This window comes from Pseudomonas sp. PME37.24/006 (assembly GCF_055556635.1).
The window spans coordinates 327,615-341,947 of the sequence record NZ_JBVHNL010000002.1 but is presented as its reverse complement, the minus strand read 5'-3'; the positions used below and the strand labels follow the sequence as shown (position 1 = coordinate 341,947).

Sequence of the window (14,333 nt, the reverse complement as noted above, 5' to 3'; positions counted from 1 at the left end):
CTGACCAAGATGGTACCCCGCAGTCTGCTGCTAAGTGCCCTGACGCTTGCCTTGACTGCCTGTGCAGTCGGACCTGATTACAAGGCGCCGGACAGCGCCACCGTGACCTCGGCGCAAAGCGCCGGGGGAGGCTACGACACCAGCCGTTTCGAAACCCAGTGGTGGCAGCAGTTCGAAGATCCGACCCTGAGCCAGCTGGTGCAGCAGTCGCAGCAGGATAACCGCGAACTGCGCGTGGCCTATGCCCGCCTGCGTGCTGCCCGCTCGATCCGCGACGATGTCGCCAATGACCGCTTGCCCACCGTAACCACCCGGGCCAGCAGCGAAATCGGCAAGGCCCAGCAACCTGGGGTGACTGAAGAACGGATCAATGCCGAGCGTTATGACCTGGGCCTGGACATGGCCTGGGAACTCGACCTGTTCGGGCGTATTCAGCGGCAGCTAGAAGCCAGCGAAGCGCAGATCGATGTCGCCCAGGCCGATTATCAGCAACTGCAGGTCAGCCTGATCGCCGAGCTGGTGGATGCCTACGGCACGCTGCGTGGCGCACAGCTGCGTGAACGTATCGCCCGTGACGATCTGGACAACCAGCGCTCGTCGCGCGACATCATCGAGCGACGTCGCGAAGTTGGCATGGGCAGCGAGCTGGACGTACTGCGTTCCGACGCCCGTCTGGCGGCCACCGAGGCCACAGTGCCACGTCTGCAGGCCGAACAGGTGCGGGCTCGCAACCGTATCGCCACCCTGCTTGGTCAGCGTACGGATCAACTCAGTGTGGACCTGGCAGCGCGCCCGCTACCCGCCATATCAAAGGCACTGCCTATTGGTGACCCGGGTGAGTTACTGCGTCGGCGACCGGATATTCGCGCAGCCGAGCGCGAGCTGGCCGCAGCCACCGCTCAGATTGGCGTAGCCACGGCTGATCTGTTCCCGCGGGTCAGCCTGTCCGGTTTCCTCGGTTTCACTGCGGGCCGTGGCTCGCAGTTGGGCTCATCGGCGGCACGCGCCTGGGGCGTAGCACCGACCATCACCTGGGCGGCGTTCGATCTGGGCAGCGTACGTGCCCGTCTGCGCGGCGCCGAGGCGGATGCCGATGGCGCACTGGCGGGTTACGAGCAGCAGGTGTTGCTGGCTCTGGAAGAGTCCGAAAACGCCTTCAGCGATTACGCCAAACGCCAAGAGCGTCTGCTTGCATTGGTACGTCAGTCCGAGGCCAGCCGTGGTGCTGCGGCTCAGGCCGGCTTGCAGTACCGCGAAGGCACGGCCGATTTTCTGGTGTTGCTCGACGCCGAACGTGAGCGCCTGGCCGCCGAAGACAGCCAGGCCCAGGCCGAGGTCGAGCTGTACCAAGGCATCGTCGCCATCTACAAGGCGCTGGGTGGCGGTTGGCAGCCAGCGTCCTGAATCGCTTTTCCCTCCCTGGCCAGCGCAGCTGGCCCTTGATGCCCCTCGGTTCGTGCTCCTGACCGAGGGGCTTTTTTATGGGCGCCGGTTTCGTATTCGGGCAGGCACATGCTTCCTGGGTATCGCTGCGCTCGACGCCGGGCTACAGGAGCAGCCCCGTGGCCCGGCGTCACCAAGCAGCGGAAGCCTGCGGCGCGGTCATGTGTCATTGAAAATGATGGTTTTCATCGGAATCCTCGATTGCCGCGCACGCCGCCTTCCGGTACAAACGGCAGCTTGTCGCCGTGGCCCGGCCGTCCCGTCTCGTTGGAGAAGTTCATGTCCCGCTCTACCACGCCCGCCCCGCTGCTGCTCGTGATCGCTCTGGCCAGCGCCGCCATGCTCGCCGGTGCGCTGATCGCGCAGCACGTCTTTGGCTGGGAGCCTTGCACGCTGTGTGTGCAGATCCGTCTGTGGCTGGTCTTGGTCACTGTTATCGCCCTGCTGCTCAGCGCTGCCGCAGCGGCCCGGCAGACCTGGTTGGCGGTGCTGCTGTGGCCACTGCTGCTCGCCGCCAGTGGCATGGCGCTGATCGATAACGCCCACGTCACTCTCATCGAGCTGGGCATCATGGAAAGCTTCAGCTGCTCGCCCTTCCCGTTCTATTACCAGACCCTGCCGCTACACGAATACTGGCCGGGCGTGTTCATGAGCGGTGGCATCTGCGGGCAGAACGATTACAAGATTCTCGGCCTGCCCTTCACCGTCTGGACCCTGGCAAGCATCGCCGTGTTGTTCGCACTGGTGCTGTTCACCTTGTGGCGCAGCATCCGCGGCAAGCGCTGAGCCCGATATGCGCAAGGTATTGGTCATCGGCTACGTCTGGCCGGAACCCCGTTCGTCCGCAGCGGGCAGCCGCATGCTCGAACTGCTCGGCGTGTTTCACGGCCAGGGCTGGCAGGTCACCTTCGCCAGCGCGGCGGCGCTGTCTTCGCATCGCGCGGATTTGAGCGAATTGCAGATCGCCGAAGTGCCCGTTGCCCTGAACTGCGACAGTTTCGACGCGTTGGTTGCTCAGCTGCAGCCGGATCTGGTGCTGTTCGACCGATTCTTCACCGAAGAGCAGTTCGCCTGGCGGGTCGAGCGCGCCTGGCCACAGGCCCTGCGGGTACTCGACACCAGCGACCTGCACTGCTTGCGCGACGCCCGTCACGCCTTGCTCAAGGCCAGCCAGCACGCCTGTTCGAACGAAACCGAGCGGCAGCAGGTCGGCCCGGTGCACGCCACTGCACAGGTTCTGTACGAGGCCATGGCGGACAGCGACATGGCGCAGCGCGAAATCGCGTCGATCTACCGTTGCGACCTCACGCTGATGATTTCCGAATTCGAGATAAGCATGCTGCAGGAACAGTTCAAGGTGCCGGCAGCGCTGCTGCATGACTGTGCGCTGATGCTGATTCCGCCTGCGCTCGAGAGTCTGCCGTTTGCCGAGCGACAGCACTTCCTGAGCATCGGCAACTTTCGCCATGCGCCGAACTGGGATGCCGTGCTGTGGCTCAAGCATGCGCTGTGGCCGCTGATCCGCGCGCGCCTGCCCCAGGCGCAACTGCATGTTTACGGCGCCTACCCGCCACCCAAGGCCACTGCACTGCACAATCCCAAACAAGGCTTCCATGTACTCGGCTGGGTCGACGACGCTCATCGAGTGATGGCTCAGGCGCGGATCTGCCTGGCCCCTCTGCGCTTCGGCGCTGGCATCAAAGGCAAACTGGCCGACGCCATGGCCTGCGGCACGCCTAGCGTGACCACCCTGATCGGCAGCGAAGGCATGCACGGCGAGCTGCCATGGCCCGGCAGCATCGCTGCTGATGCCACTGCAATCGCCGATGCTGCGGTGCAGCTGTATGAGAACGAAGCTCGCTGGCTCGACGCGCAGCGACAAGGCCATGCCCTGCTCGCTGCCCGTTTCGATCGCCAGCGACTCGGCGAAACGTTGGTGGCCCGCTTGAATCTGCTGTTCGCGACGCGAGAGCAACATCGTCAGGCCAATTTCGTGGGCGCCATGCTGCGTCACCATCAGCACAAGAGCACCCAGTACATGTCGCAGTGGATCGCGGCCAAGAATGCAGCTATACCGGTAAAAGCAAGCATTTGAGGGCAATCTGCCAGGTTTCCTGCAGCTCCTCAGACGGATGTCACAAATATGGCGTCATGATTGCAGTAGACTTCGCAAATAACCGTAACCGGTTCCAGCACGGACGTTTCTGCCAACCAGCGTCCGACCTAAAAATAGTCGATAAGAATAAGGTCACCCGCATGTTCAAAAAGATCGCCGTTGCGGCCGCCTGCGCCCTGACGCTCAGCTCGCACACTGCCTTTGCCCAAGAAGCCACATTGGTGATCAAGCTTTCCCATGTGGTGGCTGACGACACGCCAAAAGGTCAGGGAGCGCTGATGTTCCAGCGCCTGGTCGACCAGCGCCTGGAAGGCAAGGTCAAGGTTGAGGTCTACCCCAACTCGTCCCTGTATGGCGACGCTAACGAGCTGGAAGCGCTGCGCAACAACGAGGTACAGATGCTGGCCCCTTCACTGGCCAAATTCGACAAATACACCAAGCAGCTGCAGGTATTCGATCTGCCCTTCATGTTCGACGATCTGGAGGCGGTCAACCGCTTCCAGAAGCGCGCCAAAGGCCGCCAGTTGCTGCGTTCGATGGAAGATCAGAACATCGTGGGTCTGGCCTATTGGCACAACGGCATGAAGCAGATGTCGGCGACCAAGGCCCTGCGTGTGCCTGCTGATGCTGCAGGCCTGAGTTTCCGTATCCAGAATTCCAACGTACTGGATGCCCAGTTCGCCCAACTGGGCGCGACGTCGGTAAAAATGCCGTTTGCAGAAGTTTACAAGGGGCTGCAGAGCGGCCAGGTGCAGGGTGCGGAGAATCCCTGGTCGAACCTATACAGCCAGCGTCTGCACGAGGTTCAGCCCTATATCACTGAAACCAACCATGGCGTGCTCGATTACATGCTGATCAGCAACGCGCGTTTCTGGTACGGCATTCCTCACCAGATTCGCACCGAGCTTGAGGCCATCATCGACGAGGTTACATATGCGGTTAACCGTCAGGCCGAAGAGGCCAATCAGGCAGATCGTCGCCGTATCGAAGCCTCAGGCAAGAGCCAAATCATCAGCCTCACGGCGGAACAACGCAACGCCTGGCGTGAGGCCATGCGCCCCGTGTGGCAGCAGTTCGAGGCTGAGATCGGTGCAGACGTGATCAAGGCAGCGCAAACGGTCAATCGCAAGAATTGATCGCTTCGCCAGTGGCCTGCGTTGAGCGCTGCGAACCCTGGGAAACATCACTCCAGAGTAGCTCGCTCTTGTAGCCCGGCGTTGAGCGTAGCGATACCCGGTAATGACTGCCCTGAGTATCGCTACGCTCAACCACAGGCTACGGGTAAGCGGCACACGACTCTATCGAGCCGTCTCCTGAGCACCTTCGAACCAGGCAAGCTTGTCACGCAGTTGCACTACTTCTCCGATGATCACCAACGTCGGTGCATGCACCTCATGCTGCGCCACTAGATCCGGGAGATTGGCCAGGGTGCCGGTAAAAACCCGCTGATTCGCCGTGGTGCCCTGCTGCACCAGCGCTGCCGGCGTGCTCGCTGCACGACCATGGGCGACCAGTTGCTGGCAGATGGTCGGCAAACCAACCAACCCCATGTAGAACACCAACGTCTGGCTGGGGGCTATCAGCTCCGACCATGGCAGGTCGGTACTGCCGTCCTTGAGGTGGCCGGTGACGAAACGTACCGATTGCGCATGATCACGATGGGTCAGCGGAATACCCGCGTAGGCCGAACAGCCACTGGCCGCAGTGATCCCCGGCACTACCTGGAAAGGAATGCCATGGGATGCCAGTTGCTCGATCTCTTCCCCACCACGGCCAAAGATGAACGGATCACCGCCCTTCAATCGCAGCACGCGCTTGCCGGCCTTGGCCAGGTCGATCAGACGCTGGTTGATCTGTTCCTGAGGGACGGCATGATCGGCGCGACGCTTGCCGACGTAGATGCGTTCGGCATCACGGCGGCACAGCTCGATGATTGCAGGAGCGACCAGGCGATCATAGAGCACCACATCGGCCTGCTGCATCAGGCGCAGGGCGCGGAAGGTCAGCAGATCGGGATCACCCGGGCCTGCACCGACCAGATAGACCTCACCCAGAGCACGGGGCGCGGCGCCACTGACCTTCTCCTCCAGCAGGCGGCGGGCTTCGCCGAGCTTGCCGGCGAATACGCTTTCCGCAATTTGCCCTTGGAATACGTCTTCCCAGAACACTCGGCGCTGCTGCACGTCAGGAAACAGGCTCTTGACCTGTGCCCGGAAGACTTTCGCCAGACCGGCCAACTGACCGTAGGTCGAGGGAATCCAGGTTTCGATCTTGGCGCGGATCAGCCGGGCCAGCACGGGGGCATCACCGCCGCTGCTGACCGCGACGATCAACGGCGAACGGTCGACGATGGCAGGAAAGATCACGCTGCACTGCGCAGGCGCATCCACTACGTTGACCGGCAGGCCGATTGCCTGGGCCTGCTGGGAAACCTGGGCATTCAAGGCTTCATCATCGGTCGCGGCGATCACCAGCGACACGCCATTCAGATCGTCGGCCTGGTAGTTGCGCAAGCGCAACTCGCCAGTGCCCTGCTCCACCAGTTCGCGCAGCTCGCTACCCACCTCAGGCGATACGACACGCAGGCAGGCTCCGGCATCGGCCAGTAGACGCGCCTTGCGCAGGGCGATCTCTCCGCCGCCGATCACCAGCACGCGGCGATCCTGCAGTTTGTGGAACAGGGGAAGAAAGTCCATGACGATGCCCATTACGGTCGCTCGCGAGCGACATGGTGAAAATGACGACCCCGAGACTCAGCTCGGGGCCTGAAATGCGGCGGCAAGCGACACACTGAGGTGCCGCCGTCACGCATGGATCAGCCGATCACTTCGATACCGCCCATGTAGGGCTTCAGCACCTCGGGAACACGGACGCTGCCGTCGGCCTGCTGGTAGTTTTCCAGCACCGCCACCAGGGTACGACCCACCGCAAGGCCAGAGCCGTTGAGGGTGTGCAGCAGTTCCGGCTTGCCGGTTTCCGGGTTGCGATAGCGCGCCTGCATGCGGCGGGCCTGGAAGTCGCCACAGTTGGAACAGGAAGAGATTTCGCGGTACTTGTCCTGGCTCGGCACCCAGACTTCCAGGTCGTAGGTCTTGGTCGCGCTGAAGCCCATGTCACCCGTACACAGGGCCAGCACGCGGTACGGCAGTTCGAGGAGTTGCAGAACCTTCTCGGCATGGCCGGTCAGTTCCTCGAGCGCCTCGAAGGATTTGCCCGGCTCGACCACGTGAACCATTTCGACCTTGTCGAACTGGTGCTGGCGGATCATCCCACGGGTATCACGGCCCGATGCACCGGCCTCGCTGCGGAAGCATGGTGTATGCGCGACGAACTTCAGCGGCAGCTGCTTGGCATCGATGATCTCGCCGGCAACGATATTGGTCAGCGACACTTCGGCAGTCGGAATCAGATAGAAATCGGCTTCGCCTTCGCGGCTGATCTTGAACAGGTCTTCCTCGAACTTCGGCAGCTGACCTGTACCCTGCAGCGCCGGGGCCTGAACCAGATAAGGCGTATAGGCCTCTTCGTAACCGTGCTCGGCGGTGTGCAGGTTGATCATGAACTGCGCCAGGGCGCGGTGCAGGCGGGCAATTGGGCCACGCAGCAGGGCAAAACGCGCGCCGGACAGTTTGGCGGCGGTTTCGAAATCCAGCCAGCCGTGCTGCTCGCCGAGGCTGACGTGATCCTGCACGGTGAAGTCGAAGGCCTTCGGCGTGCCCCAGCGACGTACTTCGACGTTGCCGTCTTCGTCGGCACCGACCGGTACCGAATCGTCCGGCAGGTTGGGAATGCTCAGCAGCAGGTTGTCGAGCTCTACCTGAATGGCGTCCAGTTCGCGCTTGCCCTCCTCCAGGTCGCTGCCCATGCGGTCGACCTCGGCCAGCAACGGCGCGATGTCTTCACCGCGTTGCTTGGCCTGGCCGATGGACTTGGATCGACTGTTACGCTCTGCCTGCAATTGCTCGGTACGGGTCTGAACGGACTTGCGCTGGGCCTCAAGGGCTTCGACGCGGGTCACGTCCAGTTCATAGCCACGGGTGGCCAGACGCTGGGCAATTTCGTGCAGTTGGCTGCGCACCAGTTTGGAATCGAGCATTTCAGGTTCTCGTCGATCAGATTTTGGTTAGCGAAAGGCCTGCCCAGGTAGCGAGCAGGCCGCCCACAACACTTACCGCCAAATAGCCTATGGCTATTGGCGCCTGGCCGCTGTCGAGAAGGCGCAGGGTGTCGAGGGAAAATGAAGAAAAGGTGGTAAAGCCACCCAGCACGCCCACGATCAACCCTGCTCTTAACGGCAGCGACACTTCGGGACGTAGCAGAAACAGGCCATAGAGTACCCCGATCAGCAGGCAGCCGACGAGGTTGACGATCAGGGTCGCGCCATAGAAATGTTGCGGCCAGTTGGCACTGATCCAGTTACCGGTGAAAAAACGCGCCAGTGTGCCCAGAGCACCACCCAGCGCCACCGCCAATACCGTAAGAATCATGATTTTCTCCGCTGCCGAGGGCTGTTGGCATCCTGATCAGCCAGATGGGCGAGCTTGTCGCGAATCTTCAGTTCCAGGCCGCGTGGCACCGGCTGGTAATAGCGGCGCGGCTCGACGTCTTCGGGAAAGTAATCTTCGCCAGCGGCGTAGGCATCGGGCTCGTCATGGGCGTAGCGGTATTCATCGCCATAGCCGAGCTGTTTCATCAGCTTGGTCGGTGCATTGCGCAGGTGCAGTGGTACTTCCCGCGAGCCGTTCTCCGCGACATCACGCATGGCAGCCTTGAAGGCGCTGTACACGGCGTTGCTTTTCGGCGCACAGGCCAGGTAAACGATGGCCTGTGCCACGGCCAGCTCACCTTCCGGGCTGCCGAGGCGCTCCTGCACGTCCCAGGCATTCAGGCACAGGGTCAACGCGCGGGGGTCGGCATTGCCGATGTCCTCGCTGGCCATGCGCACCACGCGCCGGGCGATATACAAGGGATCACAGCCGCCATCGAGCATGCGCGCGAACCAGTAGAGGGCACCGTCCGGGCTGGAGCCGCGTACCGACTTGTGCAGCGCGGAAATCTGGTCGTAGAAAGCCTCACCGCCCTTGTCGAAGCGCCGTCGGGTATCACCGAGCAGGTCGAGCAGCAGTTCGGTGCTGATCTCACCACCGTCATCGGCCAGGTCGGCGGCGTTCTCGAGAAAATTGAGGAAGCGTCGGCCGTCGCCGTCCGCAGCACTCTTTAGAATGTCGAAGCTGTCGTCCGGCAGTGTCAGTTTGCGCTCACCGAGGCCCTTGGCTTCGCTCAGTGCGCGGTCGACCAGCTTGCGCAGCGCCGCGTCATCCAGGCTCTTGAGCACGTAGACGCGCGCGCGGGACAGCAAGGCGTTATTGAGTTCGAACGAGGGGTTTTCCGTGGTCGCACCGATGAAGATCAGCGTGCCGTCTTCGACGTACGGCAGGAAGGCATCCTGCTGCGACTTGTTGAAGCGATGCACTTCGTCGACGAACAGAATGGTGCGACGGCCATACTGGGCCGCGTGCTGCTGGGCGACCTCGACGGCCTGGCGAATTTCCTTGACCCCGGACAGCACCGCGGAAATGGTCTCGAAATGCGCATCGGTGACCTGAGCCAGTAAGCGGGCCAGGGTGGTCTTGCCGACACCGGGCGGCCCCCAGAAGATCATCGAGTGCAAGGCGCCCTGCTCCAGCGCTTCGCGCAGCGGCTTGCCGCGGGCCAGCAAATGCTCCTGACCGACGTATTCGTCCAGCGTGGTCGCCCTCAGACGGGCGGCCAGTGGCTGGGCGACGGGCGCGCTGCGAAACAGATCCACGACTTACCTACTCTTGGATGACGTCCGCACCCTCTGGGATTTCGAAGCTGAACTGCTTGTCATCCAGGGGCTCGTTCATCTTCACGCTCATGAACAGAATGTTGGTGCGCTGGCCGATGCTATCGATCAGTTGCATGTCGTTCAGTACGCCATTACGGAAGGACAGGCGCAGGCTGTCGAACAGCGTGTCCTTGGACTTGGGCTTGAGAATGAAATCGACCACGTTGCCACCTTCTTTGAAGGTGATCTCGAAGTTCTCGCGGATCTGCGAGACATCACCGGAAAGCAGCAAGGCCGGGGTGTGAGTCAGACGCTGATCGAGGGACTGAATGGTCACCTGCTCGAGATCCGGGTCGTACAACCACACCTGCTTGCCATCGGAAACCAGCAACTGCTCCATCGGCGCATCGGTGTGCCAGCGGAACAGGCCCGGACGCTTGAGTGCCAACTCACCCGCAGTTTCCTGCAGCTGGGTACCGCTGCCATCGAGGGACAGCTGGGAGAAGCGCGCGGTGATGGTCTGCGCCTGGTTGAGCAACTCGGTCAGCCGTTTTACGGCGGCCTCATCGTCGGCGTGGGCGAACAGGCTCGCGGTGGTGAGGACGGCGAGCAACATCAAACGTATCAGGCGCATGTGAATCCTCTGTCAGGGTTAATCGCGGCTCGAACCAGGTGCAATGACCTCGCGCGAACCGTTGGTATTCATCGGTGTGACGACGCCAGCCATTTCCATGGCTTCGATCATACGGGCTGCGCGGTTGTAGCCGATCTTCAGTTTGCGCTGCACCGAGGAGATGGACGCGCGGCGACTTTCCAATACGAAGTTGACCGCTTCGTCGTACAGCGGATCCGACTCACTGTCGTCGCCACCGTCGGAGCCACCGCTACCACCATCGAAGCCACCACCGCCCTCTTCGGAGCCGGCCAGGATGTCTTCGTTGTAGTCCGGCGCGCCCCGCAGCTTCCAGGCTTCTACAACGCGATGCACCTCATCGTCGGAGACGAACGCGCCATGCACACGAATCGGCAAGCTGGTACCAGGCGGCATGTAGAGCATGTCACCGTGGCCGAGCAGCTGTTCGGCACCGCCTTGGTCGATGATGGTGCGCGAGTCGATCTTGCTCGATACCTGGAAGGCCATGCGGGTCGGAATGTTGGCCTTGATCAGACCGGTGATCACGTCCACCGACGGCCGCTGGGTAGCGAGAATCAGGTGAATACCCGCCGCTCGCGCCTTTTGGGCAATACGGGCGATCAGCTCTTCGACCTTCTTGCCGACGATCATCATCATGTCGGCGAATTCGTCCACGACGACTACGATGGTCGGCAGCGTTTTCAACAGCGGCGCTTCGTCTTCCATGCTTTCGCGGCGATACAGCGGGTCGGACAGCGGCTCGCCGGCCTCGATGGCATCCTTCACCTTGCGGTTGAAGCCTGCCAGGTTACGCACGCCCATCTTCGACATCAGTTTGTAGCGGCGCTCCATCTCGGCGACGCTCCAGCGCAGCGCGTTGGCCGCTTCCTTCATGTCGGTGACGACCGGGCAGAGCAGATGGGGAATGCCTTCGTAGATCGACAACTCGAGCATTTTCGGGTCGATCATGATCATCTTGGCGTCTTCCGGACCTGACTTGAACAGGATCGAAAGAATCATCGCGTTCACGCCCACGGACTTACCGGAACCGGTGGTACCGGCAACCAGTAGGTGAGGCATTTTCGCCAGGTCGGTGATGACCGGTTTGCCGCCGATGTCGTGACCCAGAGCCAGGGTGACCGGTGATTTGGCGTCGTCGTACTCAGGGGTCGACAGCACCTCGGAGAAACGCACGATCTGGCGGTTCTCGTTAGGGATTTCGATACCGACGGTGGTCTTGCCGGGAATCACTTCAACCACACGGACGCTGGTCACTGCCAGCGAGCGCGCCAAGTCCTTGGCCAAGTTGGAGATCCGGCTGACCTTGACGCCCGCGGCAGGTTGAATTTCGTAGCGGGTGATCACCGGGCCAGGATGGATCGAGTCGACCGATACCTCGACACCGAACTCCTTGAGTTTGATCTCCAGCAGATGGCCGACGCCCGCCAGGGACTCGGGCGAGTACTCGATCTTCTTGGCTTCTGCCGGGTCGAGCAGCGAGATCGGCGGCAGCGTGCCCTCCACCGCGCTGTCGACGAACAACGGCGCCTGTTTCTCTTTCTGCACGCGCTTGCTCGGCTCGGGCGCCTTGGGCGCACTCGGAGCTGTGATGACCGGAGCGGGACGGCTTTCGCGCTCGCTCATGTGCTTGTTGAGCGACTCTTCACGCTCGATCAGGCGCTCTTTGACCTTGGCCTGCTCACGACGGTCACGCACCATCGGCGCCGCCACGTCATGAACACGCTCATCCACTTCGCGTAACTGGGCGACCAGTTGCTTACGATCCTGACGCGAACTCCACCAGCGGTTGACCAAGCTCTGTACCAGCTCCAGCAGATCCAGAGTGATCTTGCCAGTGATGTCCATCACCTTGAACCAGGACAGGTCGGTGAATACCGTCAAACCGAACAGAAACAGGGCAATGAAAAGCAGTGTACTGCCCTGCACGTTCAGGGCCGCTACGGTCAGTTGCCCCAGACTCTCACCCAGTGCGCCGCCTGCAGATGCCGGTAGGCCTGCACCACCCTGAAAGTGGATATAGGCCAGTGCCGAGCCTGACAGCACCAGAAAAACCAGGCCGATCAAACGCCAGGAAAATAGCCAACCGCTCCAGTGCCAGGGTTCGTGACGGGCACGGAACACCTGCAGCGCCTTGATACCGAGCAGTAGCGGGAAGAGATAGGCGAAATAGCCCAGCGCCATGAACAGCACATCGGCGAACCAGGCGCCGGCACGACCAGCAGCATTGTGTACCTGCTCGACGTTGCTGGTATGGGTCCAGCCCGGGTCTGCCGGATCATAGGTGAGCAGCGCCATCCACACGTAGAGGCACAAGGCCCCGAGGGCGATCAGCGCACCCTCCTTGAGGCGGTACGGCAGTTGCTGACGCCAAGCTGGTGTCGGTGCTGTAGAGCTAGAATTCTTCAAAACGCATCTGTTCCTGCGCCGGTAGCGCGCCGCATGATCGGTAGAGGACGAAACGTCGCCATTGTACGGCATGCCGCTCCGCTGATGGGGAGCTGATCTCCCGCTTGCTTCATGCTTCGGTGTAGCATAGCGGCCACTATTCGTCCGTGCGGCTCAATTTGAGCACGCATTCTCTTTTGTGACAAAGGCTTATGAGGTGTTTTTATGAGCGAAGTCAAGCATTCCCGCCTGATAATCCTGGGCTCCGGACCCGCCGGCTACAGTGCCGCTGTGTACGCCGCTCGTGCCAATCTGAAGCCTGTCGTGATAACCGGCATTCAACCGGGCGGCCAGCTCACCACTACCACCGAAGTGGACAACTGGCCAGGTGACGTAGAAGGCCTGACAGGCCCGGGCTTGATGGAACGCATGCAGAAACACGCCGAGCGTTTCGAAACCGAGATCATCTACGACCACATCCACACTGCCGAGTTGCAGAGCCGTCCGTTCACCCTCAAGGGCGACAGCGGTACCTACACTTGCGACGCGCTGATCATCGCCACTGGGGCATCGGCTCAGTACCTGGGCCTACCGTCTGAAGAGGCCTTCGCCGGCAAGGGCGTTTCCGCCTGCGCGACCTGCGACGGCTTCTTCTATCGCAACCAGATAGTTGCGGTCATCGGCGGTGGCAACACGGCTGTCGAAGAGGCGCTCTACCTCTCCAATATCGCCAAGGAAGTGCACCTGGTGCACCGCCGCGACAAGCTGCGCTCCGAGAAGATCCTGCAGGACAAACTGTTCGACAAGGCCGCCAACGGCAACATGCGCCTGCACTGGAACCACACGCTGGAAGAAGTGCTCGGCGACGCCACTGGCGTGACCGGTGCCCGCCTGCGCAACACCCAGGACGGCAGCACCAGTGACCTGCCGCTGGCTGGCGTATTCATCGCCATTGGCCACAAGCCCAACACCGATCTGTTCCAGGGCCAGCTGGAAATGCGCGATGGCTACCTGCTGATCAAGGGTGGCAACGAAGGCAACGCCACAGCCACCAGCATCGAAGGTGTTTTCGCCGCTGGTGACGTGGCCGATCACGTCTACCGTCAGGCCATCACCTCCGCCGGTGCTGGCTGCATGGCTGCTCTCGACGTCGAAAAATTCCTCGACGACAACTGATGATCCTGGGCGGGATCAACCCGCCCTCCCCCGCTGCGGTTTCGCCAATGCTCACTTGGTTGCAACGCGACTCACTGACCTTCCCGCCCCTCGACAAGGCGCTGCGCGAGCCTAGCGGCTTATTGGCTGCTGGCGGCGATCTGCGTGCCGAGCGGCTGATCGCGGCTTACCAGCACGGCTGCTTTCCCTGGTATCAGGATGGCCAGCCTTTGCTGTGGTGGTCGCCTGATCCGCGCACCGTACTGTTTCCCGACGAAGTGCATGTCTCGCGCAGCCTGCGCAAGGTGATTCGCCAGGGGCATTATCGGGTCACCTTCGACCAAGCCTTCCCGGACGTCATCCAGGCCTGCGCTGCACCACGTGACTACGCTGACGGCACCTGGATCACCACGCCCATGCAGCAGGCCTACATCGAGCTGCACGGGCGCGGCCTGGCCCATAGCGTGGAGGTCTGGCAAGACGAACAACTGGTCGGCGGGCTATACGGTCTGGCCATGGGCAAACTGTTTTTTGGTGAGTCGATGTTCAGCCGGGCCGACAATGCCTCCAAGGTGGGTTTCGTAACGCTAATCGAGCACCTCAACGCCTGGGGGTTCGAGTTGGTCGACTGCCAGATGCCAACCCAGCATCTTCACAGCCTCGGCGCACGCGCCATTACCAGAACCGTATTCGCTGACTACCTGCAGCGTTTCCTGGATCAGCCCAACACCGCCACCTGGTCCAGCAATGCAATGCAGGCCGACAGATGA

The 14,333-nt window shown here is 61.7% G+C and carries 12 protein-coding genes; 6 read left to right on the top strand and 6 right to left on the bottom strand.

What is annotated here, in order from left to right:
• Positions 1 to 9 precede the first annotated feature (9 nt).
• The 4 genes from ACZ3GY_RS07055 (at position 10) to ACZ3GY_RS07040 (ending at position 4,695) form a co-directional block, all read left to right on the top strand.
• The gene (locus ACZ3GY_RS07055; RefSeq protein WP_465910014.1) at positions 10 to 1,404 is read left to right on the top strand and encodes an efflux transporter outer membrane subunit; all 1,395 of its coding nucleotides are present in this window, start codon (positions 10 to 12) and stop codon (positions 1,402 to 1,404) included.
• Between the two features lie 318 nt (positions 1,405 to 1,722).
• A complete protein-coding gene (locus ACZ3GY_RS07050; protein ID WP_465909456.1) occupies positions 1,723 to 2,229 on the top strand; it encodes a disulfide bond formation protein B in 507 nt (168 codons plus the stop codon).
• 7 nt (positions 2,230 to 2,236) lie between these two features.
• Positions 2,237 to 3,538 (top strand): glycosyltransferase, encoded by a 1,302-nt coding sequence (locus ACZ3GY_RS07045; RefSeq protein WP_465909455.1) that lies wholly within the window; start codon positions 2,237 to 2,239, stop codon positions 3,536 to 3,538.
• Positions 3,539 to 3,699: 161 nt separating this feature from the next.
• Positions 3,700 to 4,695 (top strand): TRAP transporter substrate-binding protein, encoded by a 996-nt coding sequence (locus ACZ3GY_RS07040; RefSeq protein WP_463564889.1) that lies wholly within the window; start codon positions 3,700 to 3,702, stop codon positions 4,693 to 4,695.
• 162 nt (positions 4,696 to 4,857) lie between these two features.
• Here ACZ3GY_RS07040 and cysG read toward each other — a convergent pair whose 3' ends face one another.
• From cysG to ftsK, 6 genes are all read right to left on the bottom strand, one after another.
• Positions 4,858 to 6,255, bottom strand: coding sequence for a siroheme synthase CysG (gene cysG, locus ACZ3GY_RS07035; protein ID WP_465909454.1), 1,398 nt, complete (start codon positions 6,253 to 6,255; stop codon positions 4,858 to 4,860).
• Positions 6,256 to 6,374: 119 nt separating this feature from the next.
• Positions 6,375 to 7,655 (bottom strand): serine--tRNA ligase, encoded by a 1,281-nt coding sequence (gene serS / locus ACZ3GY_RS07030; protein WP_463564891.1) that lies wholly within the window; start codon positions 7,653 to 7,655, stop codon positions 6,375 to 6,377.
• A gap of 16 nt (positions 7,656 to 7,671) precedes the next feature.
• Positions 7,672 to 8,046 carry a fluoride efflux transporter CrcB gene (gene crcB / locus ACZ3GY_RS07025; protein WP_465909453.1) on the bottom strand — a complete coding sequence of 125 codons (375 nt, stop codon included), beginning with the start codon at positions 8,044 to 8,046 and terminating at the stop codon, positions 7,672 to 7,674.
• Positions 8,043 to 9,368: a replication-associated recombination protein A gene (locus tag ACZ3GY_RS07020; RefSeq protein ID WP_465909452.1), complete on the bottom strand. Its 1,326-nt coding sequence runs from the start codon at positions 9,366 to 9,368 to the stop codon at positions 8,043 to 8,045. Before ACZ3GY_RS07020 ends, crcB begins: the two co-directional genes overlap by 4 nt.
• Positions 9,369 to 9,375: 7 nt before the next feature.
• Complete coding sequence (lolA, locus tag ACZ3GY_RS07015) at positions 9,376 to 10,002, bottom strand: outer membrane lipoprotein periplasmic chaperone LolA (protein WP_463564894.1); 627 nt, start codon at positions 10,000 to 10,002, stop codon at positions 9,376 to 9,378.
• 18 nt (positions 10,003 to 10,020) lie between these two features.
• Positions 10,021 to 12,429, bottom strand: coding sequence for a DNA translocase FtsK (gene ftsK, locus ACZ3GY_RS07010; RefSeq protein WP_225832265.1), 2,409 nt, complete (start codon positions 12,427 to 12,429; stop codon positions 10,021 to 10,023).
• Positions 12,430 to 12,633: 204 nt separating this feature from the next.
• Here ftsK and trxB point away from each other — a divergent pair, with 204 nt between their 5' ends.
• Both trxB and aat read left to right on the top strand, forming a co-directional pair.
• Positions 12,634 to 13,584 carry a thioredoxin-disulfide reductase gene (gene trxB, locus ACZ3GY_RS07005; RefSeq protein ID WP_465909450.1) on the top strand — a complete coding sequence of 317 codons (951 nt, stop codon included), beginning with the start codon at positions 12,634 to 12,636 and terminating at the stop codon, positions 13,582 to 13,584.
• Positions 13,585 to 13,631: 47 nt separating this feature from the next.
• Entirely contained in the window at positions 13,632 to 14,333 is a 702-nt protein-coding gene (gene aat, locus ACZ3GY_RS07000; RefSeq protein ID WP_465909449.1) for a leucyl/phenylalanyl-tRNA--protein transferase, read from the top strand.